The organism is uncultured Azonexus sp. (assembly GCF_937982035.1).
Taxonomy (GTDB): domain Bacteria; phylum Pseudomonadota; class Gammaproteobacteria; order Burkholderiales; family Rhodocyclaceae; genus Azonexus.
The window spans coordinates 37094-63383 of record NZ_CALJNI010000016.1 but is presented as its reverse complement, the minus strand read 5'-3'; the positions used below and the strand labels follow the sequence as shown (position 1 = coordinate 63383).

The following is a 26290-nucleotide window of genomic DNA, read 5'->3' as shown; positions in this document are numbered from 1 at the left end:
TCAGTCGTTGGCCGCCAGTTCGAGGACGCGACGCACCAGTGCCGGGTAGTCCATGCCGGCCGCCCGGGCGCCCATTGGCACCAGCGAGTGATCGGTCATGCCCGGCGCCGTGTTCACTTCCAGGAAGTAGTGATTGCCGTCTTCGTCCATCAGGAAATCGACGCGCCCCCAGCCGCGACCGCCCAGCATCCGGAACGCTTCCAGCGCCTGGGCGCGGATCTGCATTTCCTTGGCTTCGGGCAGCCCGCAGGGGCACAGGTATTGGGTGTCGTCGCGGTTGTACTTGGCTTCGTAGTCGTACCACTCGGTCGCCGGCTCGATCTTGATGATCGGCAGCACCTCGTCGCCGACGATGCCGACCGTGTATTCGCCGCCCATCACGCCCTTTTCGGCGATCACCAGCGGATCGTGGCGGGCCGCTTCGACATAGGCGGCCTTCAGTTCGCCCGGCGTCTTGACCTTGGTCACGCCGATCGACGAACCTTCGCGCGCCGGCTTGACGAACAGCGGCAAGCCGAGTTCTTCCTCGATGTCGGCGAAATCGGAATCGGCGGTCAGCAGCGCGTATTCCGGGATTGGCAGCCCGGCTGCCTGCCACATCAGCTTGGTGCGGAACTTGTCCATGGCCAGCGCCGAGGCGAGCACGCCGGAGCCGGTATAGGGGATGTGCATGACCTCGAGCGCGCCCTGGATCGTGCCGTCTTCACCGTGGCGGCCGTGCAGCGCGATGAAGGCACGGTCGTAGCCTTTCAACGCATCGAGCGGCTGCTCGGCCGGATCGAAGGCGTGGGCATCGATACCCTGGCCCTGCAATGCGGCCAGCACGCGCGAACCGCTGTTCAGGGAAACCTCGCGCTCGGCGGAAGTTCCGCCGAAGAGGACTGCGACCTTGCCGAAACCGCTCATTTGCCTTCCACCAGCTTGCCGGGCACCGCACCGATAGAACCGGCGCCCATGGTCAGTACCACGTCGCCATCGCGGGCGACATCCATGATCGTTTGCGGCATTGCCGCGATATCTTCAACAAACACCGGCTCGACCTTGCCACCGACGCGCAAGGCGCGGGCCAGCGAACGGCCGTCGGCGGCGACGATGGGCGCTTCGCCGGCGGCGTAGATTTCGGCCAGGCACAAGGCATCGACCGTCGACAACACTTTGACGAAATCCTCGAAACAGTCGCGCGTGCGCGTGTAGCGGTGCGGCTGGAAAGCCAGCAGCAGGCGGCGACCGGGGAAGGCGCCGCGAGCGGCGGCCAGCGTCGCCGCCATTTCGACCGGGTGGTGGCCGTAGTCGTCGACCAGCGTGAAGCTGCCGCCCGCCGGCAGGGCGACTTCGCCGTAACGCTGGAAACGGCGGCCAACCCCCTTGAACTCGGCCAGCGCCTTGACGATGGCCGCATCGGCGACACCGACTTCGGTGGCGACGGCAATCGCCGCCAGCGCATTGAGCACGTTGTGCATGCCCGGCGTGTTCAGCGTGATCTCGAGACGCGAGGTCGTGCCATTGACGCGGACGCAGGTGAAGCGCATCTGGCCGCCGTCGGCGACGACGTTCTCGGCGTAGAAATTGGATTCCGGGCTCAGCCCGTAGGTGACGATCTGCTTGGCCACCTGCGGCATGATCGCGCGCACGTTGGCGTCGTCACCACAAAGTACGGCGACGCCGTAGAACGGCAGGCGGTTCAGGAAATCGACGAAGGCGCCCTTGAGCCGTTCGAAATCGTGACCGTAGGTCTCCATGTGGTCGGCGTCGATGTTGGTGACCACCGAGATCACCGGTGACAGGAACAGGAAGGATGCATCCGACTCGTCGGCCTCGGCCACCAGGAAATCGCCGCTGCCCAGGCGGGCGTTGGCGCCGGCGGCATTCAGGCGGCCACCGATGACGAAGGTCGGATCGATACCGCCTTCGGCCAGGATGCTGGTGACCAGGCTGGTCGTCGTCGTCTTGCCGTGGGTGCCGGCGATGGCGATACCGCGCTTCAGACGCATCAGTTCGGCCAGCATCTGGGCGCGCGGGACGACCGGAATCTTTTTCTCACGGGCGGCAACGACTTCCGGATTGTCTTCCTTGACCGCCGTCGACACGACGACGGCGTCGGCACCGGCAATGTTCTCTTCGGCATGGCCGATGGTCACGCGCACGCCCTCGCCTTCGAGGCGGCGCGTCGTCGCGCTGGCGGCGATATCCGAACCGCTGACCGTGTAGTCGAGGTGGGCGAGCACCTCGGCGATGCCGCTCATGCCCGAACCGCCGACGCCGACGAAGTGGATGTGTTTGACCTTGTGCTTCATTTGGCAATTTCCGTACAGAGATTGACCACGTCCAGCGTGGCCTCCGGCTTGGCCAGGCTGCGGGCCTTTTCCGCCATTTCCTGAAGCTGGCCGCGCGAATAGTTGCGGATCAGGGCGATGGCTTCCGGCGTCAGTTCGCTTTGCGGCAGCAGGAAGGCGCCGCCGACATTGACCAGGAAACGGGCATTGCCGGTCTGGTGGTCATCCACGGCATGCGGGAAGGGCACCAGGATGCTGGCCACGCCGACCGCCGCCAGTTCCGCCACGGTCAACGCCCCGGCGCGGCAGATGACCAGATCGGCCCATTCGTAGGCGCCGGCCATGTCCTCGATGAACGGCACGCAGTGCGCCTGCACCCCGGCCGCCGCGTAGGCCGCCTTGAGCGCGTCGATATGCTTCTCGCCGGCCTGGTGGACGATCTGCGGCAACTGGTCGGCCGCCAGCAGGGCCATGCCCCTGGGCACCGCTTCGTTGAGCGCCTGCGCGCCCAGACTGCCGCCGATGATCAGTACGCGCAGTGCGCCCTCGCGCCCGGCAAAGCGCTCGGCCGGCGGCGCCACGGCGGAGATTTCCGGACGCACCGGATTGCCCAGCCAGATGCCCTTCTTCAGCACGTCCGGAAAACCGGTGGCGATGCGCTCGGCAACGCCGGCGAGTACCTTGTTGGCCAACCCGGCGACCGAGTTCTGTTCGTGCAGTACCAGCGGCACGCCCGCGAGCGCCGCCATCATGCCACCCGGGAACGTGATGTAGCCGCCCATGCCCAGCACCACATCCGGCCTGACCTGGCGGATCGCCTGCCAGCCCTGCCAGAAGCCGCGCAACAGGTTGACCGGCAGCAGCAGCTTGCGCAGCAGGCCCTTGCCGCGCAGGGCGGAGAATTTGACCCAGACCATTTCGAAACCGTGCTGCGGCACCAGGCGGGCCTCCATGCCCTCCGGGTTGCCCAGCCAGACGACCCGCCAGCCGGCTTCGCGCATCTTGTGGGCGACGGCCAGCGCCGGGAAGATGTGGCCGCCGGTACCGCCGGCCATGATCATGATGGTTTTGCTCATAACTTCCCTCCGCGCATCAATTGCCTATTCTCCCAATCCACCCGCAGGAGAATGGCCAGTGCCACGCAGTTGGCGAGGATGCCCGAGCCGCCGAAGCTCATCAGCGGCAGGGTGAGGCCCTTGGTCGGCAGCAGGCCGACGTTCACGCCCATGTTGATGAAGGACTGCACGCCCAGCCAGATGCCGATGCCCATGGCGACCAATGCCGGGTACAGGCGGTCGAGTTGCACGCACTGGCGGCCGATGGCGAAGGCGCGCTGGACCAGCACGGCGAACAGTGCGATCACGGTCAGTACGCCGACGAAACCCAGTTCCTCGCCGATCACGGCAAGCAGGAAATCGGTATGTGCTTCCGGCAGGTAGAACAGTTTCTCGACGCTGGCGCCGAGTCCGACGCCGAACAGTTCGCCGCGACCGAAGGCGATCAGCGAATGGGAGAGTTGATAGCCACGGCCGAAGGCATCGGCCCACGGGTCCATGAAGCCGAAGATGCGGTCACGCCGGTAGGGCGAGACGATGATCATGATCGCGAAGGCGATCAGCAGGCCGACGATCAGCAGTGCGAACATGCGTGCCTTCAACCCGCCGAGGAAGAGGATGCCCATGGCGATCGAGATGATCACGACGAAGGCGCCGAAATCCGGCTCCTTGAGCAGCAGGATGCCGACCAGCGCCATCGCGCCGAACATCGGCAGGAAAGCTTGCTTCAGGTCGTGCATGACGTTGATCTTGCGGATCGTGTAGTCGGCCGCGTAGAGCACGGCGAACAGTTTCATCAGTTCGGACGGCTGCAGGTTGGCGAAGCCGAGCGGCAGCCAGCGACGGGCGCCATTGACGTCCTTGCCGATGCCGGGAATGAGCACGATGGCCAGCAGCAGGACGCCGATCATGAACAGCACCGGCGCATATTTCTGCCACACCGTCAGCGGCAGCTGGAAGGCGACCGCGCCGGCGACCAGCCCGATGCACAGGAAAATCGTGTGCCGGATCAGGTAGTAGGCCGGCTGGTTGTTGGTGAAGCGGCCGGCCTCGGCAATTGCGATCGACGCCGAATAGACCATCACCAGCCCGCCGAGCAGGAGCAGCAGCGCCGACCACAGCAAGGCGTGGTCGATTTCGGCCAGTTGCTGGCGCGGCGAGTCGAGCGCGGACAGCATCATGGCTTCAGCCCTCCGACCGCGTCGATGAAGGCTTGCGCGCGGTGCGCGTAGTTGCGGTACATGTCGAGGCTGGCACAGGCCGGCGACAGCAGCACACAGTCGCCCGGCTCGGCGCGGGCGGTCAGCCAGCGCACGGCGGCTTCCATGTCGCCGACGATGCAGGTCGGCACGCCACTACCTTCGATGGCCATGCCGATCGCCGCGGCGTCGCGGCCGATCAGCGCGACCGCACGGCCGTGCTCGGCCAGTGCCGCCTTGAGCGGAGAAAAGTCCTGGCCCTTGCCGTCGCCGCCCAGGACGATGGCGACCTTGCGCCCCATGCCCTCGATCGCCGCCAGCGTGGCGCCGACGTTGGTGCCCTTGGAGTCGTCGACATACAACACGCCGCCGATCTCGGCGACGGTTTCGACCCGATGCGGCAGGCCGCGGAATGCCTTCAGCGGTTCGATCAGGCGCTGCGGCGCAACACCGACGGCCTCGCACAAGGCCAGTGCGGCCATCGCGTTGGCGGCGTTGTGCAGACCACTCAGTTGCAGGTCGGCCAACGCGACCAGCGCCTCGCCGCCGCGCACGATCGCGCCGTCGACCAATCCGTAGTCGGTCCCGCGCGGCGCCGCATTGAGGCCGAAAGTGACCATCTTGCGACCGCAGCGGCCGTTGGCCATCGACCAATCATCGTCGCGGTTGAGGATCATCGCGCCTTTGCCCTGGAAGACGCGCGACTTGGCCGCCGCGTATTCGGCCAGGCTACCGTCGTAGCGGTCGAGATGGTCTTCCGAGAGGTTGAGCACGGTAGCCGCCGCGGCATTCAGGTGATGCGTGGTTTCCAGCTGGAAGCTCGACAGTTCGAGCACCCAGACCGCAGGCAGATTGCCGGCATCCTGCGCATCCATCAGCGCATCGAGCGCCGACGGCGAGATGTTGCCGCAGGCGATGGCCGGCACACCGGCACCGTTGAGCAGGTGGGCGGTCAGCGCGGTGGTCGTGGTCTTGCCGTTGCTGCCGGTGATGGCGACGATCTGCGAGCCTGCCACCTGCCCGCGCACGCCGGCGGCAAACAATTCGATTTCCGAGATCAGCGGCAGGCCGCAGGCGGCGATCGCCGGCGTCGCCTTGGCCACGCCCGGCGACAGCGCGACGACTTCGCAGCCGGCGAAGGTGGCGGCCGAGAAGGCGCCAGCGAGCAGCTCGGCGCCCGGGGCGACGGCCTGCAGCGCATCGACGTTGGGCGGGTTGTCGCGCGAATCGGCGACACGGACGCACGCGCCCTGGCGATGCAGCCATTTGGCCATCGCCAGTCCGGACTCGCCGAGCCCGATCACCAGAACGCGTTTGCCCTTGAGTTCCATTTAACGCAGCTTCAAGGTTGCCAGCCCGATCAGGACCAGCATGATGGTGATGATCCAGAAGCGGACGACAACCTGCGTCTCCTTCCAGCCCGTTTGTTCAAAGTGGTGGTGCAGCGGCGCCATGCGCAGTATTCGCCGGCCCTCGCCGAAACGTTTCTTGGTGTACTTGAACCACGACACCTGCAGCATCACCGACAGCGTCTCGACGACGAAGACACCGCCCATGATCAGCAGCACGATTTCCTGGCGGACGATGACGGCGACGGTACCGAGCGCGGCGCCGAGCGCCAGCGCGCCGACGTCGCCCATGAAGACTTCGGCCGGGTAGGCGTTGAACCACAGGAAGCCGAGACCGGCGCCGGCGATCGCGCCGAGCAGGATGCATAGTTCGCCAGCGCCTGGCACGTAGGGAATCAGCAGGTACTTGGCATACACCGCGTTACCGGTGACATAGGCGAAGATCGCCAGCGCGGCGGCGATCATCACCGTCGGCATGATCGCCAGACCGTCCAGCCCGTCGGTCAGGTTGACCGCGTTGCTGGTACCGACGATGACGAAATAGGTCAGGGTGATGAAGCCGACGATGCCGAGCGGATAGGCGATGCTCTTGAAGAAGGGCACGATCAGTTCGGTCTGCGCCGTCGACGTCGCCGAGAAGGCCAGGAACAGGGCCGCGCCGGCGCCGAGCACCGACTGCCAGAAAAACTTCCAGCGGCTGGCCAGACCGTTCGGATCACGGTAAACGACCTTCTTCCAGTCGTCGTACCAGCCGATGATGCCGAAGCCGAGCGTGACGACCAGCACGGTCCACACATACTTGTTGGACAGGTCGCCCCACAGCAGCGTGGTGATGCCGATGGCGATCAGGATCAGCACGCCGCCCATGGTCGGCGTCCCCGACTTGACCAGATGCGTCTGCGGACCGTCGGTGCGCACCGCCTGACCGATCTTCTTGGCGGCCAGCCAGCGGATCACGCGCGGGCCGGCGGCGAATGAGATGAGCAAGGCGGTCATCGTCGCCAACACGGTACGCAGCGTGATGTAGTTGAAGACATTGAAAAAGCGAATGTCCTGCGCGAGCCATTGGGCTAAGGCCAGAAGCATCAGAGGTTCTCCCCGGAAGCAACGGCCAGCGCGTCGGCCACCCGTTCCATTTTCATGAAGCGCGAGCCCTTCACCAGTACGGTGGTGTCCGGACCCAGTTCCTTGTCGACCGCGCCGATCAGCTTGTCGACATTGCAGAAGTGACGGGCGCCTTCGCCGAAGTTGCGCACGGCCTGCTGGCTGGCGTCGCCGAGCGCGAACAGACGGTCGATGCCCTGGCTCTTGGCGTAGCCGCCGATCTCGTCGTGGTACTGGCCGCTGGCTTCGCCGATCTCGCCCATGTCGCCGAGCACCAGCACCTTGCGGCCGATGGTCGCGGCGAGCACGTCGATACCGGCGCGCACCGAATCCGGATTGGCGTTGTAGGTGTCGTCGAGGATCTGCGCACCGTTACGGCCCTGGCGCAGTTGCAGCCGCCCCTTGACGCCACCGAAGGTGGCCAGGCCCTCGGCCACGGCCGACAGCGGCAGACCGGCGGCGAGGCAGGCGGCAGCCGCGGCAAGCGCGTTGCAGGCATTGTGACGACCGGGAATGGCCAGCGTGAATTCGACTTCGCCTTCCGCCGCAGTCAGCGTCACCAAGGTTTCCAGGCCATGCTGGCGCAAGTTCGCGCGGACGTCGGCCGACTGGTCGATGCCGAAGCTGCGCACCGGCTGCGCACCGACCTGCTCGCGCCAGAAACCGGCGTAGGCGTCGTCGGCGTTGATCACGGCAACACCGTCGGCCGGCAGGCCGGCGAAGATCGTACCCTTCTCGCGGGCCACCTCGTCAAGGCCGCCCATACCTTCGAGGTGGGCACGCTGGGCGTTGGTCACCAACGCCACCGTCGGCGCACCGATGCGCGTCAGATAGCCGATCTCGCCGGGATGGTTCATGCCCATCTCGATCACCGCGGCGCGATGCGTGGCGTCCAGACCAAGCAAGGTCAGCGGCAAACCGATGTCGTTGTTGAAATTGCCGCGCGTGGCCAGCACCGCCTCACCGAATGCCACCTTGAGGACGGCGGCGATCATTTCCTTGGTCGTCGTCTTGCCGTTGGAACCGGTGACGGCGATCACCGGCAGCGAGAACTGGCGGCGCCAGGCAGCCGCCAGGCGACCGAGCGCCAGCCGGGTGTCGTCGACAAGCACGGCCGATGCGCCGGCAGGAACACGGGCTGCGTCGGCCACGAGCAGCGCGGCGGCGCCCGCAGTCACAGCTGTCTCCAGAAAATCGTGGGCGTCGAAACGCTCGCCGCGCAAAGCGATGAACAGCTGACCGGCTGTCACCGCCCGGGTGTCGGTGGATACGCCGGCGATCCGGCAATCGGCACCGAGCAGACGGCCGCCGACGGCAGCGGCGACTTGCGATAGTTGCCAGGCGATCATGCGGCCACCTCAGTTCCTTGGCGACGCAGGTTCAATGCCGCCTGCGCTTCGGCCATGTCGGAGAATGGCAGGCGCTGACCGCCAACCTCCTGGTAGTCCTCGTGCCCTTTACCGGCCAGCAGGATCACGTCGGCATCGGCAGCTTCGCCGATGGCGCGGCGGATCGCCTGCGCGCGGTCGGGCTCGACCTCGGCGTGTACCATGCCGCCCAGGATGGCTTCGATGATTTCTGCCGGCGATTCGCTGCGCGGGTTGTCGCTGGTGACCAAGACGCGGTCGGCGCCGGCTTCGGCGACACCGCCCATCTGCGGGCGCTTGCCCTTGTCGCGGTCGCCACCGCAACCGAAAACCACCGCCAGCTTGCCACCGCGCACGTCAGCCAGCGGCCGCAGTGCGCCCAGCGCGTTGGCCAGGGCATCCGGCGTGTGCGCGTAATCGACGACCACCAACGGCTCACCGACACCGCCCAGACGCTCCATGCGCCCCGGCGGCGGCGTCAGTTCGGACAGGCGGCGGCCGATTTCCGCCGGCATCACGCCGGCGTCGTGCAGCACGGCGGCGCAGGCGAGCAGGTTGGAGACGTTGTAGCGACCGACCAGCGCCGTATCGACCATGGCCCGACCGTTCGGCAGCACGATCTCGAAACGCTGACCGAAAGGCGTATCGACCAGGTTTTCAGCCCGCACCAGCGCCGGGAAATCGCGCCGCGGCGGTTGCGCCGAATAACCGATGGCGCGCATGGCCGTCGTCTCGCGCATCAGGTGCACACCGAAATCGTCGTCCAGGTTGATCACAGCAGTACGCAGACGCGGCCACAGGAAGAGCTTTTCCTTGGCGGCGGCGTAGGCTTCCATGCTGCCGTGGTAATCGAGGTGATCGCGGGTCAGGTTGGTGAACACCGCGACATCGACACGCAGGCCGTTCATCCGCCCTTCCTCGATGCCGATCGAACTCGCCTCGAGCGCACAAGCTGCGGCTTTGCGGACGCGGAAATCGGCCAGGTAACGCATCAGCGTCGTCGCTTCCGGGGTGGTGAAACCGGTCGTCGTCAATTCGTCCGGGAAACCCGCGCCCAGCGTACCGATGACCGCGCAGGGACGCGGATAAACCCGGCCAATGCACTGGCTGACCGTGGTCTTGCCATTGGTGCCGGTGATTGCGATCAACGACATGCCCTCGCTCGGATGCGCGTAGATCGCGTGCGCCAGCGGACCGGCCAGCGGCCGCAGGGCATCGGCGGCGAAGTTGGGTACTGCCCACGCCGGATTCCAGACGAAGTCGCCGCCCGGCTGCCAGACCACGGCCCGCGCTCCGCGCGCCAGCGCGTCGGCGATATAGACACGACCGTCGGCCAGATCGCCGGGATAGGCCAGAAACACGTCGCCCGGACGCACTTGCCGGCTGTCGTCGGCGATACCGCTCGGCTCGATGCCGAGACTTTCGAGACGATCGAGAATTTCACGCGGCGTCATCACATCCGCCCCTTGTCTTCATTCAATGCAGCCACCTGAACCGGCGCGTCGGGGGGTACGCCGAGCGTGCGCAGCGCCCCACCCATCACGCCGGAAAACACCGGACCGGCAATCTGGCCGCCGTAGTACTGCCCCGCCGACGGCTCGTCGATCATCACGGCGACCACCAGGCGGGGATTGGATATCGGCGCGATGCCGACAAACGAGGCGATGTACTTGTTGGCGTACACGCCACCTTCGAGCTTGTGTGCGGTGCCGGTCTTGCCGCCGACCCGGTAACCCGGCACGGCCGCCTTCAGGGCGGTACCGCCGGGCATCACGACCAGTTCCAGCATGGCCCGCAGTTCGCGTGCGGTCTGCGCGGAAAACACCGGCTGACCGCGAACCGCCGGCGCATCGACGCGCAGCAGCGAAGCCGGCACGATGTCGCCGTCGCGCGCAAACACGGTGTAGGCACGCGCCAACTGGATCAGGCTCATCGAGATACCGTGACCGTAGGACATGGTCGCCTGCTCGATCGGCCGCCAGTTCTTCCACGCCCGCAGCCGGCCGCCAACCTCGCCCGGAAAACCCAGTTGCGGCGACTTGCCGAAGCCAAGATTATCGAACATCTCCCACATCGCCTCGGGCGGCATGCTCAGGGCCATCTTGGTGGTGCCGACGTTCGATGACTTCTGGACGATCTGCGCCACCGTCAGTTCCTTGTGCGGATGCACGTCGCTGATCACTGCACGACCGATGTTGATCCGCCCCGGCGAGACGTCGACCACGGTGTCGTAGCGGTATTTGCCCTTTTCCAGGCCGAGGGCCACGGTGAACGGCTTCAGCGTCGACCCCGGCTCGAAAGTATCGGTCACCGCGCGGTTGCGCAGTTGCTCGCCGGACAGGCGGGCACGGTTGTTCGGGTTGTAGGTCGGCCAATTGACCAGCGCCAGGATTTCGCCGGTGCGGGTATCGAGCACCACGACCCCGCCGCCCTTGGCCTTGCTCTCGGTCACCGTCGCCTTCAGGTGGCTGTAGGCCAGATACTGGATCTTGGAATCGATGGCCAGCACGACATCGCTGCCATCGCGCGGCGGGCGGGTCGCGCCGACATCCTCGATGATGTTGCCGCGCCGGTCGCGAATCACCGTGCGCGCCCCGGCACGGCCCAGCAAGGCCTGCTGGAAGGCCAGTTCGACGCCTTCCAGACCCTTGTCGTCCACGCCGGTAAAGCCGACCAGATGGGCGGTCATCTCGCCGGCCGGATAGAAGCGGCGGTATTCCTTTTCCTGGTGGATGCCGGGCAACTTCAGCGCCGCGATCTGCTCGGCAACCTGCGGCGGCACCTGGCGTTTGACGAAGACGAAATTCTTTTCCGAAGCCAGGCGCGCATCAAGTTCGCGCGGTTTCAGTTCGACCAGTTCGGCCAGCTGGCGCTTCTGCTCGCCGCTCATGGTCCGCGCGTCAGACGGAATCGCCCAGATCGAGCGCATCGGCGTAGACACCGCGAGCATGTCGCCATTGCGGTCGGTCACCTTGCCGCGCGAAGCGGAAATCTCGATGTCGCGCAGATAACGGGAATCACCCTTTTCCTGAAGGAAATCGTTGTTGATCACCTGCAGATAGAAGGCGCGCATCAGCAGCACCAGGAAGGCCGCCATCAGCAACAGGCCGACCATGCGCGAACGCCAGCCCTGCAGGGCCAGCTCCAGGATCGGGCTTTCCGTGTAGCGATGCCCGCGCTGCGGACGACGGCGCACGACCATCAGCGCACCTCCCCGACCGGCACCGGCCGCGACACCTGCTGCAGCGGGGGCACCACCATGCGCAGCCGCTCGCGGGCGATCTTCTCGACCCGCGGATGCGTCGCCCAGGTCGACATCTCGATCTGCAGCTGGCCAAACTCGATATCGAGCTGGCGCACCTTCTCCTGCTCCGCCTCGAGAGCCTGGAACAGCTTGCGACCGCGATGCTGCGAGGTGACCACGGCCAGCGCACAGAACACGACGATCAACAGGAGAAAGAGATTGAGACGGAACATCAGACCTTCTCCGCGACCCGCATCACCGCGCTACGCGCGCGCGGGTTTGCCGCGACCTCGGCGGCACCCGGCTTGATCGCCTTGCCGATCAGGCGCAGCTTGGGCTGCGGCAACTGGTCGGCGCGCAACGGCAAACCCTTGGGCAGGGAATCTGCGGTCGACTGGGCGCGCATGAAGTTCTTCACGATGCGGTCTTCGAGCGAATGGAAGGAAATGACGACCAGCCGGCCACCGGGCTTGAGCAGCTCAAGCGCCTGCGGCAGGACTACCTCCAGCTGGCGGAGCTCTTGATTGATATGAATCCGTAGAGCTTGAAAGCTGCGCGTCGCCGGGTCCTGCCCTGGCTCACGGGTGCGCACGGCCTCGCGTACGAGGGCCGCGAACTGAGCTGTTGTGACAATTGGTTGTTCGACCCGAGCAGCCACAACCTTCTTTGCAATCTGGAAAGCAAACCGTTCTTCGCCATAATTTTTGATGACCTCCGTAATTTCCCTCAATTCGGCCCGCGCCAGCCATTCGGCCGCCGTCTCGCCCTGCGTCGTATCCATACGCATGTCGAGCGGCGCGTCATAGCGGAAGCTGAAGCCGCGCTCCCCGTCGTCGATTTGCGGCGACGACACCCCTACGTCAAACAGAATTCCGTCGACCGACGCCACGCCGGCCTCGGCCGCCGCCTCGGCCAATTCGCCGAAGGCCCGGTGCACCAGTTGAAAGCGCCGATCAGCCATGGCCGCCCCGGCAGCAATCGCCTGCGGATCGCGATCGAGCGCAACCAGACGACCGCTATCGCCAAGTGCCGACAGAATGCGCCGGCTGTGGCCGCCCCGCCCGAAGGTGGCGTCCACGTAAACACCGTCTTGTTTGATTGCCAGGGAATCCACCGCCTCGTCGAGCAGCACCGTGACATGGGCGCCGCCGGAACTCACAGCACAAGATCCCCGAGACCGGCCGGCAGGTCGCCCGTAAGCGCCTCGGCCGCAAGGTCGTTCTGCTGCTGCCAGCCCGCCTCGCTCCAGATTTCGAAATGGCTGCCCATACCGACCAGATAAACGGTCTTCTCGAACTGGGCATAGGTGCGCAACTCCGGCGCAATCAGCAGGCGGCCGGCCGAATCGGGCGCTTCGGTACGGGCATTGCCGACCATCACGCGCTTGATCGCCGCTGCCCGCGGATCGAGGCTGGATGCCTTCAGGATTTGGTCGCGGATCGGCTGCCAGGCGGGCGCCGGGTAAAGCAACAGGCAGCGATGCGGATGCGCGGTGAGCACCAGCGAGCCCTCACCGGCCGCGAGCAGGACGTCACGATGCCTTGCCGGTATGGCAAGCCGTCCTTTCGCATCCAGATTGAGTGCCGCAGCCCCCTCGAACATCCCCGTTTACCCACTTTTCAACACGTTTACCCACTTTAGAACAACAAAGCAGGCGCGTCAATAGAAAAACAGGGAATTTTTTCTTACGCAACAATGACTTAGCGGGCTTTGCAGAGAAATTTTTAGAGGCAAAAAACCCTTAAAAATCAATACAAGGAAAACGCTAGTTAAAGTGAAACATCAGGAGTTTTGCGCGCACAAACACAACCCGCATGACATGCCGGCCAGTGGTTTTTTGTGGGGAAAAAGAAACGGCATGCGCCGTTCTCGAGGAACGGACACATGCCGCCGACGCGACCCCCGAAGGGTCGGAAAAAACTTACTTCTGCTGCTTCAGCTTCTGCTCCAGCACATTGAGCGGCACCGCGCCGGGTACCCGCTCGCCGTCGGCGAAGAACAGGGTCGGCGTACCGGTGATGTTCAGACGCCGTGCGTACTCCTGGTTACGCGTGATCGCCGTGGTATCGCAATTATCCCGGCCGCCCGGCGTCTTGCCGTCAAGAATCCAGTCATTCCAGGCCTTGAGGCGATCGGCGGAACACCAGATCTGACGCGACTTCTTCAGCGAATCCTCGGACAGGATGGGCAGCAGGAAGGTGTAAATGGTCACGTTATCAAGCTTCTGCAGATCCTTGGCCAGACGCTTGCAGTAACCGCAGTTCGGGTCCTCGAAGGTGGCCAGCACGCGTTTGCCGTCGCCCTTGACCTGCTTGATCGCCTGCTCCAGCGGCAGATCGGAGAACTTGATCGCGGTCAGTTGACGTAAACGCTCATCGGTCACATTGCGATTGTTCTTCAGATCGATCAGGTTCATCGCATGCGGCGAACGGATCACGTCTCCGCCGACCAGCATCGCCGTCACCTTGTCGTCGGTATAGAACAGGTTACCGTCGGCGTAGATCTCGTACAGGCCGAAATAGCCGGAACGGGTCACGCTGTCGACCTTGATTCCCAGTTTGGCCTCCACCGTCTTGCGGATTTCGGCTTCGTTGGCATTCGCCGAGCAGCCGATGGCCAGCAACGACAAGAGGAAGGCAGACAGGGTTTTGACCAGCATTCGATTCTCCTAAATGGCCCCAAGGGCATAACGGACCAGAAAACTCTTGACCACGGGCAGACGGTCGGTCAATCCCAGGCCCAGGTTGCGCAAGGGGCGCAGCAACGGCGACGGACTGGCAAACAGCCGGCGCAAAGTGTCGGTTGTCGTCTGCAACAGATGGATTTCCTCGCGCCGGGCGCGCTGATATCCCTGCAGGAAACGCAACTGACCGATATCTTCCCAGGGCCCCGCAGCCAGCAACCGATCAGCCAGTTCGCGGGCATCCTGGAAGCCCAGGTTGATGCCGTGGCCGGACAAGGGGTGAATTCCGTGCCCGGCGTCGCCGACCAGAGCCAGCCGCGGCGCGACGATTTCCGGAACCCGCATCAGGCGTAACGGGAAAGCTGCCGGCGGCGTGATCAGTTCCAGCGCCCCGAGCACATGACCGCCGGCCTCGGCAACACGCTGCGCAAAAGCTTCGGCAGGCAGGGCGCACAAGGCATCCGCCGCTTCGTCCGGGGTAGACCAGACAATGGAAATACGGTTCCCGGGCAGGGGCAGCCAGGCCAGCACGCCGTCGTCCCGGAACCACTGCCAGGCGATGTTCCGGTGATTTTTTTCGGTCGAAAAATTGGCGACCACGCCTTTTTCGCCGTAATGACTGTTGATCGCCGACAACCCGGCGCTTTCACGCACCCAGGAATCGCGACCATCGGCGCCGACGAGCAGCGGCGCGGCGAGAACCTGGCCGTCTTCAAGGCGCAGCAGCGCCGCTTCCTCGCGAAATTCGAGCGCCGCCGGACGCTGCCCGACGAACAATTGCAGATTGGCCTGGCGCTTGAGGCTCTCCCACAGCTCGCAGGCCATCAGCGAGGATTCGAGGATGGTGCCGAGATCGGGAACCCCGGTCTGGAATGCCGAAAACTCGAGCGAGCCACCGGCATCCCCGCGTACCTGCATGGCGCTGATCGGCGCCACGCGCGCCGGATCGAGGTGTTTCCAGACGCCGATTCCATCCAGGAATTCGGCATTGGCCGGGCTGATTGCATAAATCCGTGCATCCCAGCCGTCCGGACGCTGCGGCGGCCGCGTCTCGACCAGGGCAATGCGCAGGCGGCTGTTGCGCAAGGCGACGGCGAGGCTGGCACCGGCCAGACCACCACCGACGATGATCAGATCAAAGTGTTGCATGCCGTACCCGGCCGAGGCGTTTTCGCGGCTCAGGCCGCTTCGCCGGCACCGCCACCGGGCTTGCCACCCTGACGCGGACGACGATTGTTCTTGGTCCGCGGACGATGTTTCTTCTGTTGCGCACCGGCTGCCGGACCGGCATTGCCGCCACCCGGATGGCCGCCACCGGGCTTGTTGCCATGCCGGGGCTGGTTGTGACGCTGCTGCCCGCCGCCGGACGGCGATTCACCGCCGGAAATGCGGTTCCCCGGAGCCAGCTGGATTTCCAGCTCGATGATTTCGTCCCACACTTCGTCGCTGCGGTCCCGTTCCGGAACCGACAGCAGTTCGCGGAGCCGGCGGCGCATGTCGAGCGGCTGGAATTCCGGCTGCTGGACCTCGACGGTCGGGTTTTCGGTCGATTCGGCCTCAGCCGGCGTGTCTTCGATCTGGATGTCGCTGTTCGGATTGTTCATTGCAAAGTAAAAAGCGGAGCCCGTCGATGACGGCCCCCGCATTGGTTGAAACCACGATTATTTCTTCTTGGCAGCGCTTTTCTTGGGTGCAACAGCAGCCTTGAATGCCGTCCCCGCCGTAAACTTCGGCACCGTCGTGGCCGGAATCTTCAACGTTGCGCCCGTCTTCGGATTCTTGCCGGTACGTGCAGCGCGCGGCGCGGACTTGAAAGTACCGAAACCGACGAGCGTCACCGACTCGCCCTTGGACACGGCTTTAACGACCGCGCCGATGATGGCCGACAGCGCCTTGTCTGCGGCGGCCTTGGTAATACCAGCTTCTTGTGCAGCAACTTCGACCAGCTCGGATTTATTCATCTAAGTGCCTCCTGTTACTTCAATCAAGTTAAGAAAACTGGCCGTTCTAACGGCAGCGGGATAAAAGTAGCACACCTTTCCCGGTTCGTGTTACCCCTTCTGCCCCTATCCGCGCCATTCAGCGGGTTTTTTTGCATCCCCGGCACCGGGTAGATGCCATAACGATTGACAAAAATAGCGCTCAGCTATGTACCATATTTAAGCAATCAATTGGATCAATAAGGTTCGCCATCCTAATATTGCTTCCGTTGCAAAACCCAACCCACACAGGAGAAACCCAATGTCCCTCATCAATACCCAGGTTCAACCGTTCAAGGCCCAGGCTTTCCACAACGGCAAGTTTGTCGAAATCACCGAAGCCAACCTGCAGGGCAAGTGGTCCGTCTTGATCTTCATGCCGGCTGCGTTCACCTTCAACTGCCCGACCGAAATCGAAGACGCCGCCAACAACTACGCCGAGTTCCAGAAGGCCGGCGCCGAAGTTTACATCGTCACCACCGACACCCATTTCTCGCACAAGGTCTGGCACGAGACCTCGCCGGCCGTCGGCAAGGCCCAGTTCCCGCTGATCGGCGATCCGACGCACCAGCTGACCAACGCTTTCGGCGTACATATTCCGGAAGCCGGCCTGGCGCTGCGCGGCACCTTCGTGATCAACCCGGAAGGCGTGATCAAGACCATGGAAGTGCACGACAACGCCATCGCCCGCGACGTTTCCGAGACCCTGCGCAAGCTGAAGGCTGCCCAGTACGTCGCCGCCCATCCGGCTGAAGTCTGCCCGGCCAAGTGGAAGGAAGGCGAGAAGACCCTGGCTCCGTCCCTGGACCTGGTCGGCAAGATCTAAGCTCCACGAAAACCCGCCGCGCTTTCGGGCGCGGCGCGGATTTCACCGCAAAGCGGCCGCCCGGCCGCTTTCCAGTGCAGTCCAATAAAATCAATCAGGGAGAACACCATGCTCGACGCCGCCATCAAGGGCCAGTTGAAGGCCTATCTCGAACGCCTGCAACGTCCGGTCGAACTGGTCGCCACACTCGACGGCAGCGCCAAGAGCGCGGAAATGCGCGCCCTGCTCAACGACATTCTCGACTGCTCGGACAAGGTCAGCCTGCGCGAAGACAACGGCAACCCGTTGTGCCCGTCCTTCGCCGTCGGCATTCCCGGCGAAGCGCCGCGCATCCGCTTTGCCGGCCTGCCGATGGGCCACGAATTCACCTCGCTGGTGCTGGCCCTGCTGCAGACCGGCGGCCATCCGCCCAAGGTCGAGCAGGTTGTCATCGACCAGATCAAGGGCCTGGAAGGCCGTTTCAATTTCGAAACCTTCATCTCGCTGTCCTGCCACAACTGCCCCGACGTGGTGCAGGCGCTGAACCTGATGGCCGTGCTCAACCCGAACGTGACCAGCACGATGATCGACGGCGCGCTGTTCCAGGACCGGGTCAACGAACTGCAGATCATGGCCGTGCCGACGACCTACCTGAATGGCGAGGAGTTCGGCGCCGGGCGCATGCTGATCGAGGAAATCCTGGCCAAGGTCGATACCGGTGCCGCCGCCCGCGCCGCCGAGGAACTGGCCGCCAAGGCCGCCTTCGACGTGCTCGTCGTCGGCGGTGGGCCGGCCGGTGCCGCCGCCGCCATCTACGCGGCGCGTAAAGGCATCCGCACCGGCGTGCTGGCCGAGCGTTTCGGCGGTCAGGTGATGGATACGCTGGGCATCGAGAACTTCATCTCGGTCAAGGAAACCGAAGGGCCGAAGCTGGTCGCCGCACTCGAACAGCACGTCAAGGCCTACGAGGTCGACGTGATGAACCTGCAACGCGCCGCCAAGTTGATTCCGGCGGCCGAAGAAGGCGGTCTGGTCGAGGTACAACTGGAGAACGGCGCTTCGCTCAAGTCGAAGTCGGTGATCCTGGCGACCGGCGCCCGCTGGCGCGAAATGAACGTGCCCGGCGAGAAGGAGTACAAGGCCAAGGGCGTGTGTTTCTGCCCGCACTGCGATGGCCCTCTGTTCAAGGGCAAGCGGGTGGCGGTGATCGGCGGCGGCAACTCCGGCGTTGAAGCGGCCATCGATCTGGCCGGCATCGTCGGCCACGTGACCCTGCTCGAATTCGCCGACACGCTGCGCGCCGACGCGGTGCTGCAGAAGAAGCTGTTCAGCCTGCCGAATGTCACCGTGATCAAGTCGGCGCAGACCACCGAAGTCACCGGCGACGGCCAGAAGGTCAATGGCCTGAACTACAAGGACCGCGTTTCCGGCGAGGAGCGCCATCTCGAACTCGAAGGCATCTTCGTTCAGATCGGCCTCTTGCCGAATACCGACTGGTTGAAGGGCACGGTCGAGTTGTCGAAGTTCGGCGAGATCGTCATTGACGCCAAGGGCCACACCTCGGTGCCCGGCGTCTTTGCCGCCGGCGACTGCACGACGGTGCCGTACAAGCAGATCATCATCGCCATGGGCGCCGGTGCAACGGCTTCGCTGAGTGCTTTCGATCACCTGATCCGCAGCTGACCGGCTGCTTGCCCGAAGCGAACGGCCGACTGCTCAGTCGGCCGTTTTTTCATTGTGCGGCGAGCCGCCACAGGGACGTGATTTCCTGCGCCCGCGCGACATGCAGCGGATCGCTGCGATCCTGCGCCTTGCCATGCGTCGGTCGGGTATCGATGCGGCCGAGCACGCCCAGGCCGGCATTCTCGACCCATTGCAGCAAGTCGGCGCGACTGCGCAGTCCGAGGTGTTCGGCAAGATCCGACATGATCAGCCAGCCCTCACCTCCCGGCGCCAGGTGCGCCACCAGGCCGTCGAGGAAGCCGCGCAGCATGCGCGAATCGGGATCGTAGACCGCATATTCGACCGGCGAAGTCGGCTGTGCCGGCAGCCACGGCGGATTGCAGACGACCAGCGGCGCCCGGCCATCGGGAAAGAGATCGGCTTCGACGACGCTGACTTTCTCAGCCAGGCCGAGTCTTTCGAGATTTTCCGTGGCGCAGGCCAGCGCCCGCGGCGCCATGTCGGTGGCGACGACATTCAGGCCACGACGGGCGAGCACGGCGGCGAGCACACCGGAACCGGTACCGATGTCGAAAGCCAGATCGCAACCCGGCGGCAGCGGCGCCTGCGCGACCAGATCGACGTATTCGCCGCGCACCGGCGAGAAGACGCCGTAATGCGGGTGGATGCTGCCGCCGACGGCGGCCACCGGCACGCCTTTCTTGCGCCACTCATGGGCGCTGATCACCGCCAGCAGTTCGCGCAGCGCAAGCACGCTGTTGCAGCCGTCGGGCTTGCCCCAGGCTTCGCGACACGCCGTGCGGACATCCTGGGCACGACGCAGCGACAGCTTGTAGTCGGGGCCGAGCGGCACCAGCAGGCGCGACAGCAAGGCGGCACGCTGCCCCTGGCGCTGGCGGTGCGCAGCAAAACTGCGCTCCTCACCCGCCTTGAAAGCGAAATGGCGGTCGGCGCGGCGGGTCAGTTCCTGCATCAGTCGCCGGCCATTCATCCAGTCGCCGCGCCAGAGCAAGGCACAACCGTCGCGCAGGGCAGCAAACGCCGCATCGGCGGTCAGGCTGTCGTCGACGACTTCCAGCGACTGCGGCGCCGCCAGGCCGGCTTCGGAGCGCCAACGGGCGCGGCGGGTCTGGCCGTTCTCCGACCATTCGATGAAGGGACTCATGGATAGCATTGTAAGTGGTGGAAAGCCGGCCGATAAGCCGGGTTCTGTTCCCCTCTCGCGAGGTTCGGCAATCATTCCTCTAGGCCTGCCGTCACCGACAGGCTCAAGCAACCTACCCGGAAGCAGCGCGGGCCACGCCTAATGCTTCCCTATTTGGTCTTGCTCCGGATGGGGTTTACCAAGCCGTCCGCCGTTACCGTGGACGCGGTGAGCTCTTACCTCGCCGTTTCACCCTTACCTGTGCGTCTTGCGACGCCATCGGCGGTCTACTCTCTGTTGCACTTTCCGTTGCCTTCGTCTTGCGACTTATAGCACCCAGCCGTTAGCTGGCATCCTGCCCAATGGAGCCCGGACTTTCCTCCCGACACTTGCGTGTCCAGCGATTGCCTGGCCGACTTTCCGTCGCGGATTATACGCGCCGTCGGGCACTCAATACGGCAGCAGGCGATAAAGACGCAATTCGATGCATTGCGGCGGATTGCCGTCGGCCTCGCGCCGGGTTTCCAGACGGCGCTCCGAATGCGCCAGATCGATGGCGAAGCGGGCGCGGTACAACTGAGTGATCTCGCCGGAGATTTCGGGAAAGCGGTCGTCGGTTTCGCCTTCTTCCGGGTCTTCTGCGGTCAGCAGGAAAACCGGGCAATTTTCCGGCGTCAGCCGGCGCAGGTGTTCGACATAGCCGCTGCGCGCGCTTTCCGGCAGTGCAGTCAGCGCGGCGCGGTCATAGACGGCGGCGATGGTGCCGAGATGTTCCGGCGTCAGCGCAAAGAAATCGCCGCAATAGATGCGGATCGCGCCGTGCTGCCACAGCGTCAGCGGCCCCAGCGCGGTGCGTTTCGGCGTCAGGCGCTGCCGGCGGAAAAAATCGCGGACGGCGACCGGGCTCAGTTCGCAACCGACTACCTGGTGCCCCTGTTCGGCCAGCCAAACGAGATCGAGGCTGCGCCCGCACAGGGGCACAAAGACCGTACCCCCTGGCGACAGGCCGAGGCTGGACCAGTAATGCGCGAGCAGCGGATTGACTTCCGCCTGGTGGAAGGCCATCCGGCCATCGCGCCAGGATTGCTGCCAGAGTTCGTTGTCGGGGCTGCTCATGGCGCTTCCTTGACGGGAAACCCCGAGACTAACACCGTTTCCCAGGCCACCCCGGCCCGATCAGGCGAAATCGAGCGGCAGCGCGGTGCGGTCGACCACCTTGCGCAAGACGAAACTGGTGTGCACGCCGGTGACGCCCTGGATGCGCGTGATCTTGTTGAGCAGCAGGTCCTGGTAGGCGTCCATGTCGCGGACAACGACCTTGAGCTGGTAATCCGACTGCTGGCCGGTGATCAGCAGGCATTCGAGCACTTCGGGAATGTCCGAGATGGTCGCCTCAAGGTTGGCGAAGCGCTCCGGCGTGTGCTGATCCATCGAGATGCCGATCAGCGCCATCAGCGTCAGGCCGAGCTTCTTTGCGTCGAGCAGGGCGCGGTAGCCGGCGATCAACCCGGCCTCCTCCAGCGTGCGCACCCGACGCAGGCAGGGCGACGGCGACAGGCCGATGCGGTCGGCCAGTTCCTGGTTGCTGATCCGACCATCCTGCTGCAGAACGCCGAGAATTTGCCGATCGTAGCGATCAATCGTTAATGAATTGCTCATGATTTTATATATACGCAATTTTCTGCCAAATTAGCTGCAAATCATGCCACAAAACGCAAGCACCTGCCGGGCGCTTTTGCTTAATATTTCGCCATCGCAACAGTTTTCCGGAGCCGCCCCATGTCGCAGCAAAAATCGTCCAAGTACACCGCTTTCCCGCCGGTCGGACTCACCGACCGCCAGTGGCCGAACCGCGTCATCGACAAGGCGCCGGTGTGGATGAGCACCGACCTGCGCGACGGTAACCAGGCCTTGTTCGAGCCGATGAACGCCGACAAGAAGATGCAGATGTTCAAGACGCTCTGCCGGATCGGCTTCAAGCAGATCGAGATCGCCTTCCCGTCGGCCTCCGAGACCGAATTCGGCTTCGTCCGCCGGCTCATCGAGGAAAAGCACATCCCCGACAACGTCACCATCGAAGTCCTCACCCAGGCGCGCGAGCACCTCATCCGCCGCACCTTCGAATCCTTGAAGGGGGCCAAGCAGGCCATCGTCCATGTCTACAACGCCACCTGCCCGAGCTTCCGCGACTTCGTCTTCGGCATGAGCAAGGCCGAAGTGGTGACCATGGCGGTCGATGCGGTCAAGTTGATCAAGTCGCTCGCTGCCGAGATGCCGGAAACGAAGATCACCCTCGAATACAGCCCGGAATTGTTCACCGCCACCGAACTCGACTTCGCCAAGGAAGTCTGCGACGCGGTCACCGCCGCCTGGGGCGCGACGCCGGACAACAAGGTCATCCTCAATCTCCCGACCACGGTCGAAATCGCCACGCCGAACATCTACGCCGACCAGATCGAGTGGATGCACCGCAACCTCGAACGCCGCGACAGCGTGATCATCAGCCTGCATCCGCACAACGACCGCGGCACCGCCGTCGCCGCCGCCGAATTGGGGCTCATGGCCGGCGCCGACCGCGTCGAGGGCTGCCTCTTCGGCAATGGCGAGCGCACCGGCAACGTCGATCTCGTGACGCTCGCACTCAACATGCACACCCAGGGCGTCGATCCGCAGCTCGACTTTTCCGACATCAACGCCGTCGCCCGCACTTACGAACACTGCACCCAGCTCCCGATCCATCCGCGCCACCCATACGTCGGGGATCTCGTTTTCACGGCCTTCTCCGGCTCCCACCAGGATGCCATCAAGAAGGGGTTTGCCGCTCAAAAGGCGGATGAGACCTGGTCAGTGCCCTATCTCCCGATCGACCCGGCAGACGTCGGCCGTTCCTACGACTCGGTCATCCGCGTCAACAGCCAGTCGGGCAAGGGCGGCATCGCCTACCTGATGGAAACCGAGCACGGCATCGTCATGCCACGCCGCCTCCAGGTCGAGTTCTCCGGCGTCGTCCAGAAGCACACCGACACGCATGGCGGCGAAGTGAGCGCCGACGACATCTGGCAACTCTTCGCCCGGACCTACCTCGACGCCGGTGACAGCATCCGCTACCGCGAGCACCACCTGTTCGAGCACGGCTCGCAACAGGGCATCCGCCTCACTGTCGACATCGGCGGCACCACGCACGTGCTCAGCGGCGAGGGCAACGGCCCGATCAACGCGGCAATGCACGCCCTGGCAAGCGCTGGCATCCAGGCCCAGGTGCGCAGCTACGAGGAGCGCTCGATGGTGCCGATGGGCGAGGACGGCAACGCCCGCGCCTGCGCCTTCATCGAAATGGCCGCCAGCGGCCGCGGCGAATGTTACGGCGCCGGCATCGACGGCAACATCGTCACCGCCTCGATCAAGGCCCTGATCAGCGGCATCAACCGGCTCGGCGTCAACGCCCTCGACGCCGCCGCCTGATCGCCCGGGCGCTTGCCGGATTTTCGGCAAGCGCCTGAATTTCCGGGTTTTTCTTGCCAACACCCGGTTCACGGCGTAAGATGCAGCCTCTTATCGACGCCATCCAGGCGTCACCGCCATCGTTCTGCCGCGCCAGATGCCGTCCCCCATGCCGCCCTCGCCCACCGCGATCCCGGCAAGCCGAACCGCACATTTCTCCGTTGCATAGCGCCGTCCCACCGCCCGTTTCCGTAGCCTGACCCGGCCTGCGCGACGCGCCGCTCACCCTGGAATTGCATGGTTCGCATACAGTTTGCGATCGACCTCAACTACGCACTGAACTCCCCCGGCGCCGATTTCGTTTTCAACATCCACGCCGCCCAGACCGCCAGTCAGCACATCGTCAGCGAAACCCTGCAGATCAATCCGCAGATCATCCCGGCGATCCAGACCGAGCCGCAGACCTGCGCGCGCTTCATGCGCCTCAACGTGGCCGCCGGCCCGCTGCACGTCGCCTACCGGGCCATCCTCGACATCGACCAGCACATCGGCAATCCGGACGAAATTCCCGAAACGCCCATCGACCGCCTGCCGCTGTCGGCCCTGACCTACATCTACCCCAGCCGCTATTGCCAGTCGGATCGACTGGCAACGCTGGCCATGACCGAATTCGGCCACCTGCCCAAGGGTTATCGCCGGGTCGAGGCCATCTGCAACTGGGTCAACCGCCATGTCGCCTTCCGCTCGGCCACCAGCAGTTCGACGACCTCGGCTGTCGACACCCTGGTAGACCGCGTCGGCGTCTGCCGCGACTTCGCCCATCTGATGATCGCGATCTGCCGGGCGCTGAGCATCCCGGCACGTTTCACCACCGGCATCGACTACGGTGCCGACCCGGCGCTTGGGCCGACCGACTTCCACGCCTACGTCGAGGTCTTCCTCGACAACCGCTGGTACATCTTCGACCCGTCAGGGACCGCGATTCCGATGGGTTTCGTCCGCATCGGCACCGGCCGCGATGCCGCCGACGTGTCCTACGCCACCATTTTCGGCAGCGTCAGCTCGCCGCCACCGCTGATCTCGGTCAGCGCCATCACCGAAAACGGACGCCCGTGGGAAATGCCGCGCCGCCGTTCCGACGCCCTGTCCACCGATGCCACGGTCGACTGGCAAGCAAATTCCCCGATCAATCACTGAAGGAGCAGCACATATGGCCAAGGAAGAACTACTCGAAATGATGGGCGTCGTCGAAGACGTCCTGCCCGACGGGCGCTATCGCGTGCTGCTGGATAACGGCCACAAGATGGTCGCCTACACCGCCGGCAAGATGAAGAAGCACCACATCCGCATCCTGCTCGGCGACAAGGTCAGTCTGGAGCTGTCACCCTACGACCTGACCAAGGGCCGGATCACCTTCCGTCACCTGGAAACGCGCAGCGGCAGCACGCCGCCGCCCCCGCGCCGCCGTCACTGAGCGGGATTACTCGTCGTTGCCGGCCGACGCCTCGGGCGTTTCGGCAGCAAAGACGAGTTCGCCGTTGCGCACACGGAAAACACCGCGCAACTCGCCCATCCCCTCTGCCGGCTCCTCGTCGAGTCGCGCCCAGGCCGTACAGGTCTGCGACTCGGTCGCATACATGCGCTTGCCGACCTTGGCGATGAAAGCCCCCGACGGCACCTGCCAGATTTCCACGCGCGTGTTCTCGGTCCCGGCCCCCAGGCTGTGCCGGCGCAGGCAGGCCGGCATGCGCGAGACGACCAGCCAGAGATTGACCTTCTTGTCCCAGAACAGCGGCTGCTCACGGACCAGCGCCAGGTAATGCTCACGCGTGCCGTCGATGTCCATCGCCGCGCGGTCATCCACACAGGCACTCAGCAGGGGGATGGCCAGCAGCAGGGTGAGCAGGGCACGCAGACGCATGATCTTTTTCCTCAGCGCATTTTCCAGGTCAGCGACTCACCCGCACGCAGCGGGACGATGTCGTCGGTCGAGACATAAGGATAGCTCGCCGGCACCGTCCATGTCTCCTTCATCAAGGTGACGGTGTCGGTATTGCGCGGCAGGCCGTACCAGTCCGGACCGTTGAAGCTGGCAAAAGCTTCCAGCTTGTCGAGCGCCCCGGCATTCTCGAAGGCCTCGGCATACAGTTCGATGGCGGCGTAGGCCGTGTAGCAGCCGGCACAGCCGCAGGCGGCTTCCTTGGCACCCTTGGCGTGCGGCGCCGAATCGGTACCGAGGAAGAATTTCGGATTGCCGGAAATCGCCGCCGCCACCAGTGCCTCGCGATGCGTCTCGCGCTTGAGTACCGGCAGGCAGTACCAGTGCGGGCGCACGCCGCCCTGGAAGATGGCGTTGCGGTTGTAGAGCAGGTGGTGGGCGGTGATCGTCGCCGCGACGTTGGCCGCGGACGAGGCCACGAATTCGGCGGCGTCCTTGGTGGTGATGTGCTCCATCACCACCTTCAGCTTCGGAAAACGCTGCGTCAGCGGCAACAGCACGGTGTCGATGAAGACCTTCTCGCGGTCGAACAGGTCGACCGCCGGATCGGTGACTTCGCCATGCACCAGTAGCGGCAGACCGACGCGCTCCATTTCGGCGAGCGTCGCATCGGCCTTGCGGATGTCGGTCAGACCGGCATCGGAATTGGTCGTCGCACCGGCCGGATACAGCTTGACCGCCTTGACGAAACCGGACGCCGCCGCCTTGGCGATTTCCGCCGGCTGCATGTTGTCGGTGAGGTAAAGCGTCATCAGCGGCTCGAAAGCCATGCCGGCCGGCAGTGCGGCCAGGATGCGGTCACGGTAGGCGGCTGCCAACTCGACCGTCGTCACCGGCGGCTTGAGGTTGGGCATGACGATGGCCCGGCCGAACTGGCGGGCGGTATGGGGCAGCACGGCGGCCAGCGCTTCGCCGTCGCGCAGGTGGAGGTGCCAGTCGTCGGGGCGGGTGATGGTGATTTGCAT

Annotated in this window: 26 protein-coding genes and 1 other RNA gene; 5 read left to right on the top strand and 22 right to left on the bottom strand. The window is 64.6% G+C overall.

What is annotated here, in order from left to right; genetic code table 11:
* The 16 genes from Q0799_RS11455 to Q0799_RS11380 form a co-directional block, all read right to left on the bottom strand.
* Complete coding sequence (locus Q0799_RS11455) at positions 1 to 906, bottom strand: D-alanine--D-alanine ligase (protein WP_298398436.1); 906 nt, start codon at positions 904 to 906, stop codon at positions 1 to 3.
* Positions 903 to 2294, bottom strand: coding sequence for a UDP-N-acetylmuramate--L-alanine ligase (gene murC, locus Q0799_RS11450; RefSeq protein ID WP_298398434.1), 1392 nt, complete (start codon positions 2292 to 2294; stop codon positions 903 to 905). Before murC ends, Q0799_RS11455 begins: the two co-directional genes overlap by 4 nt.
* Complete coding sequence (gene murG, locus Q0799_RS11445) at positions 2291 to 3349, bottom strand: undecaprenyldiphospho-muramoylpentapeptide beta-N-acetylglucosaminyltransferase (RefSeq protein WP_298398432.1); 1059 nt, start codon at positions 3347 to 3349, stop codon at positions 2291 to 2293. Before murG ends, murC begins: the two co-directional genes overlap by 4 nt.
* On the bottom strand, positions 3346 to 4509 hold the full coding sequence (gene ftsW, locus Q0799_RS11440) for a putative lipid II flippase FtsW (RefSeq protein WP_298398430.1): 1164 nt from the start codon (positions 4507 to 4509) through the stop codon (positions 3346 to 3348). The genes murG and ftsW overlap by 4 nt, the downstream gene beginning before the upstream one ends.
* Positions 4506 to 5858, bottom strand: a complete 1353-nt coding sequence (murD, locus tag Q0799_RS11435; RefSeq protein ID WP_298398428.1) for a UDP-N-acetylmuramoyl-L-alanine--D-glutamate ligase — start codon at positions 5856 to 5858, stop codon at positions 4506 to 4508. The genes ftsW and murD overlap by 4 nt, the downstream gene beginning before the upstream one ends.
* Entirely contained in the window at positions 5859 to 6962 is a 1104-nt protein-coding gene (gene mraY, locus Q0799_RS11430; protein WP_298398426.1) for a phospho-N-acetylmuramoyl-pentapeptide-transferase, read from the bottom strand.
* Positions 6962 to 8329 carry a UDP-N-acetylmuramoyl-tripeptide--D-alanyl-D-alanine ligase gene (gene murF, locus Q0799_RS11425; RefSeq protein WP_298398424.1) on the bottom strand — a complete coding sequence of 456 codons (1368 nt, stop codon included), beginning with the start codon at positions 8327 to 8329 and terminating at the stop codon, positions 6962 to 6964. Before murF ends, mraY begins: the two co-directional genes overlap by 1 nt.
* Complete coding sequence (locus tag Q0799_RS11420; RefSeq protein ID WP_298398423.1) at positions 8326 to 9801, bottom strand: UDP-N-acetylmuramoyl-L-alanyl-D-glutamate--2,6-diaminopimelate ligase; 1476 nt, start codon at positions 9799 to 9801, stop codon at positions 8326 to 8328. Before Q0799_RS11420 ends, murF begins: the two co-directional genes overlap by 4 nt.
* Positions 9801 to 11549, bottom strand: a complete 1749-nt coding sequence (locus tag Q0799_RS11415) for a penicillin-binding protein 2 (protein ID WP_298398421.1) — start codon at positions 11547 to 11549, stop codon at positions 9801 to 9803. The genes Q0799_RS11420 and Q0799_RS11415 overlap by 1 nt, the downstream gene beginning before the upstream one ends.
* Positions 11549 to 11824 (bottom strand): cell division protein FtsL, encoded by a 276-nt coding sequence (gene ftsL, locus Q0799_RS11410; RefSeq protein WP_298398418.1) that lies wholly within the window; start codon positions 11822 to 11824, stop codon positions 11549 to 11551. The genes Q0799_RS11415 and ftsL overlap by 1 nt, the downstream gene beginning before the upstream one ends.
* Complete coding sequence (gene rsmH / locus Q0799_RS11405; protein WP_298398416.1) at positions 11824 to 12750, bottom strand: 16S rRNA (cytosine(1402)-N(4))-methyltransferase RsmH; 927 nt, start codon at positions 12748 to 12750, stop codon at positions 11824 to 11826. The genes ftsL and rsmH overlap by 1 nt, the downstream gene beginning before the upstream one ends.
* Positions 12747 to 13193: a division/cell wall cluster transcriptional repressor MraZ gene (mraZ, locus tag Q0799_RS11400; protein WP_298398414.1), complete on the bottom strand. Its 447-nt coding sequence runs from the start codon at positions 13191 to 13193 to the stop codon at positions 12747 to 12749. Before mraZ ends, rsmH begins: the two co-directional genes overlap by 4 nt.
* A 319-nt stretch (positions 13194 to 13512) precedes the next feature.
* Positions 13513 to 14250, bottom strand: coding sequence for a DsbC family protein (locus tag Q0799_RS11395; protein ID WP_298398412.1), 738 nt, complete (start codon positions 14248 to 14250; stop codon positions 13513 to 13515).
* A gap of 9 nt (positions 14251 to 14259) precedes the next feature.
* The gene (locus tag Q0799_RS11390; protein WP_298398410.1) at positions 14260 to 15423 is read right to left on the bottom strand and encodes a UbiH/UbiF family hydroxylase; all 1164 of its coding nucleotides are present in this window, start codon (positions 15421 to 15423) and stop codon (positions 14260 to 14262) included.
* A gap of 29 nt (positions 15424 to 15452) precedes the next feature.
* Complete coding sequence (locus Q0799_RS11385) at positions 15453 to 15878, bottom strand: hypothetical protein (protein WP_298398408.1); 426 nt, start codon at positions 15876 to 15878, stop codon at positions 15453 to 15455.
* A 57-nt stretch (positions 15879 to 15935) separates the two neighbouring features.
* Positions 15936 to 16235, bottom strand: a complete 300-nt coding sequence (locus Q0799_RS11380; protein WP_028994327.1) for an HU family DNA-binding protein — start codon at positions 16233 to 16235, stop codon at positions 15936 to 15938.
* Positions 16236 to 16515: 280 nt separating this feature from the next.
* Between Q0799_RS11380 and ahpC the strand changes: the two genes are divergently transcribed.
* Together ahpC and ahpF are read left to right on the top strand one after the other, a co-directional pair.
* Entirely contained in the window at positions 16516 to 17079 is a 564-nt protein-coding gene (gene ahpC / locus Q0799_RS11375) for an alkyl hydroperoxide reductase subunit C (protein WP_298398406.1), read from the top strand.
* 108 nt (positions 17080 to 17187) lie between these two features.
* A complete protein-coding gene (ahpF, locus tag Q0799_RS11370; protein WP_298398404.1) occupies positions 17188 to 18741 on the top strand; it encodes an alkyl hydroperoxide reductase subunit F in 1554 nt (517 codons plus the stop codon).
* A gap of 49 nt (positions 18742 to 18790) precedes the next feature.
* On the opposite strand, the gene Q0799_RS11365 is transcribed toward ahpF, so the two are convergent.
* The 4 genes from Q0799_RS11365 to Q0799_RS11350 form a co-directional block, all read right to left on the bottom strand.
* Positions 18791 to 19906 carry a class I SAM-dependent methyltransferase gene (locus Q0799_RS11365; protein WP_298398402.1) on the bottom strand — a complete coding sequence of 372 codons (1116 nt, stop codon included), beginning with the start codon at positions 19904 to 19906 and terminating at the stop codon, positions 18791 to 18793.
* A gap of 17 nt (positions 19907 to 19923) precedes the next feature.
* Positions 19924 to 20305, bottom strand: an RNA gene (gene rnpB, locus Q0799_RS11360) — RNase P RNA component class A.
* Between the two features lie 30 nt (positions 20306 to 20335).
* The gene (locus Q0799_RS11355) at positions 20336 to 21001 is read right to left on the bottom strand and encodes a thiopurine S-methyltransferase (RefSeq protein WP_298398400.1); all 666 of its coding nucleotides are present in this window, start codon (positions 20999 to 21001) and stop codon (positions 20336 to 20338) included.
* Between the two features lie 60 nt (positions 21002 to 21061).
* Positions 21062 to 21544: an Lrp/AsnC family transcriptional regulator gene (locus tag Q0799_RS11350; protein ID WP_298398398.1), complete on the bottom strand. Its 483-nt coding sequence runs from the start codon at positions 21542 to 21544 to the stop codon at positions 21062 to 21064.
* A gap of 120 nt (positions 21545 to 21664) precedes the next feature.
* On the opposite strand from Q0799_RS11350, the gene leuA reads away from it, so the two are divergent.
* The 3 genes from leuA (at position 21665) to infA (ending at position 24800) form a co-directional block, all read left to right on the top strand.
* Positions 21665 to 23347 carry a 2-isopropylmalate synthase gene (leuA, locus tag Q0799_RS11345; protein WP_298398396.1) on the top strand — a complete coding sequence of 561 codons (1683 nt, stop codon included), beginning with the start codon at positions 21665 to 21667 and terminating at the stop codon, positions 23345 to 23347.
* A gap of 276 nt (positions 23348 to 23623) precedes the next feature.
* A complete protein-coding gene (locus tag Q0799_RS11340) occupies positions 23624 to 24523 on the top strand; it encodes a transglutaminase family protein (protein WP_298398394.1) in 900 nt (299 codons plus the stop codon).
* A gap of 13 nt (positions 24524 to 24536) precedes the next feature.
* Positions 24537 to 24800, top strand: coding sequence for a translation initiation factor IF-1 (gene infA / locus Q0799_RS11335; RefSeq protein ID WP_298398392.1), 264 nt, complete (start codon positions 24537 to 24539; stop codon positions 24798 to 24800).
* 6 nt (positions 24801 to 24806) lie between these two features.
* Here infA and Q0799_RS11330 read toward each other — a convergent pair whose 3' ends face one another.
* Entirely contained in the window at positions 24807 to 25247 is a 441-nt protein-coding gene (locus Q0799_RS11330) for a hypothetical protein (RefSeq protein WP_298398390.1), read from the bottom strand.
* 11 nt (positions 25248 to 25258) lie between these two features.
* Positions 25259 to 26290, bottom strand: coding sequence for a dihydroorotase (gene pyrC, locus Q0799_RS11325; RefSeq protein ID WP_298398388.1), 1032 nt, complete (start codon positions 26288 to 26290; stop codon positions 25259 to 25261).

Excerpts from the sequence above, each read along its gene's own strand:
- Q0799_RS11455 (WP_298398436.1), bottom strand. The coding sequence starts at position 906 with ATGAGCGGTTTCGGCAAGGTCGCAGTCCTCTTCGGCGGAACTTCCGCC.
- Q0799_RS11415 (WP_298398421.1), bottom strand. The coding sequence starts at position 11,549 with ATGGTCGTGCGCCGTCGTCCGCAGCGCGGGCATCGCTACACGGAAAGC.
- Q0799_RS11395 (WP_298398412.1), bottom strand. The coding sequence starts at position 14,250 with ATGCTGGTCAAAACCCTGTCTGCCTTCCTCTTGTCGTTGCTGGCCATC.
- mraY (WP_298398426.1), bottom strand. The coding sequence starts at position 6,962 with ATGCTTCTGGCCTTAGCCCAATGGCTCGCGCAGGACATTCGCTTTTTC.
- ahpC (WP_298398406.1), top strand. The coding sequence starts at position 16,516 with ATGTCCCTCATCAATACCCAGGTTCAACCGTTCAAGGCCCAGGCTTTC.
- infA (WP_298398392.1), top strand. The coding sequence starts at position 24,537 with ATGGCCAAGGAAGAACTACTCGAAATGATGGGCGTCGTCGAAGACGTC.
- Q0799_RS11330 (WP_298398390.1), bottom strand. The coding sequence starts at position 25,247 with ATGCGTCTGCGTGCCCTGCTCACCCTGCTGCTGGCCATCCCCCTGCTG.
- ftsL (WP_298398418.1), bottom strand. The coding sequence starts at position 11,824 with ATGTTCCGTCTCAATCTCTTTCTCCTGTTGATCGTCGTGTTCTGTGCG.
- mraZ (WP_298398414.1), bottom strand. The coding sequence starts at position 13,193 with ATGTTCGAGGGGGCTGCGGCACTCAATCTGGATGCGAAAGGACGGCTT.
- ahpF (WP_298398404.1), top strand. The coding sequence starts at position 17,188 with ATGCTCGACGCCGCCATCAAGGGCCAGTTGAAGGCCTATCTCGAACGC.
- murG (WP_298398432.1), bottom strand. The coding sequence starts at position 3,349 with ATGAGCAAAACCATCATGATCATGGCCGGCGGTACCGGCGGCCACATC.
- murD (WP_298398428.1), bottom strand. The coding sequence starts at position 5,858 with ATGGAACTCAAGGGCAAACGCGTTCTGGTGATCGGGCTCGGCGAGTCC.
- Q0799_RS11365 (WP_298398402.1), bottom strand. The coding sequence starts at position 19,906 with ATGAGTCCCTTCATCGAATGGTCGGAGAACGGCCAGACCCGCCGCGCC.
- Q0799_RS11355 (WP_298398400.1), bottom strand. The coding sequence starts at position 21,001 with ATGAGCAGCCCCGACAACGAACTCTGGCAGCAATCCTGGCGCGATGGC.
- Q0799_RS11380 (WP_028994327.1), bottom strand. The coding sequence starts at position 16,235 with ATGAATAAATCCGAGCTGGTCGAAGTTGCTGCACAAGAAGCTGGTATT.
- Q0799_RS11390 (WP_298398410.1), bottom strand. The coding sequence starts at position 15,423 with ATGCAACACTTTGATCTGATCATCGTCGGTGGTGGTCTGGCCGGTGCC.
- Q0799_RS11420 (WP_298398423.1), bottom strand. The coding sequence starts at position 9,801 with ATGACGCCGCGTGAAATTCTCGATCGTCTCGAAAGTCTCGGCATCGAG.
- leuA (WP_298398396.1), top strand. The coding sequence starts at position 21,665 with ATGTCGCAGCAAAAATCGTCCAAGTACACCGCTTTCCCGCCGGTCGGA.
- Q0799_RS11340 (WP_298398394.1), top strand. The coding sequence starts at position 23,624 with ATGGTTCGCATACAGTTTGCGATCGACCTCAACTACGCACTGAACTCC.
- Q0799_RS11350 (WP_298398398.1), bottom strand. The coding sequence starts at position 21,544 with ATGAGCAATTCATTAACGATTGATCGCTACGATCGGCAAATTCTCGGC.
- murC (WP_298398434.1), bottom strand. The coding sequence starts at position 2,294 with ATGAAGCACAAGGTCAAACACATCCACTTCGTCGGCGTCGGCGGTTCG.
- pyrC (WP_298398388.1), bottom strand. The coding sequence starts at position 26,290 with ATGCAAATCACCATCACCCGCCCCGACGACTGGCACCTCCACCTGCGC.
- ftsW (WP_298398430.1), bottom strand. The coding sequence starts at position 4,509 with ATGATGCTGTCCGCGCTCGACTCGCCGCGCCAGCAACTGGCCGAAATC.
- Q0799_RS11385 (WP_298398408.1), bottom strand. The coding sequence starts at position 15,878 with ATGAACAATCCGAACAGCGACATCCAGATCGAAGACACGCCGGCTGAG.
- murF (WP_298398424.1), bottom strand. The coding sequence starts at position 8,329 with ATGATCGCCTGGCAACTATCGCAAGTCGCCGCTGCCGTCGGCGGCCGT.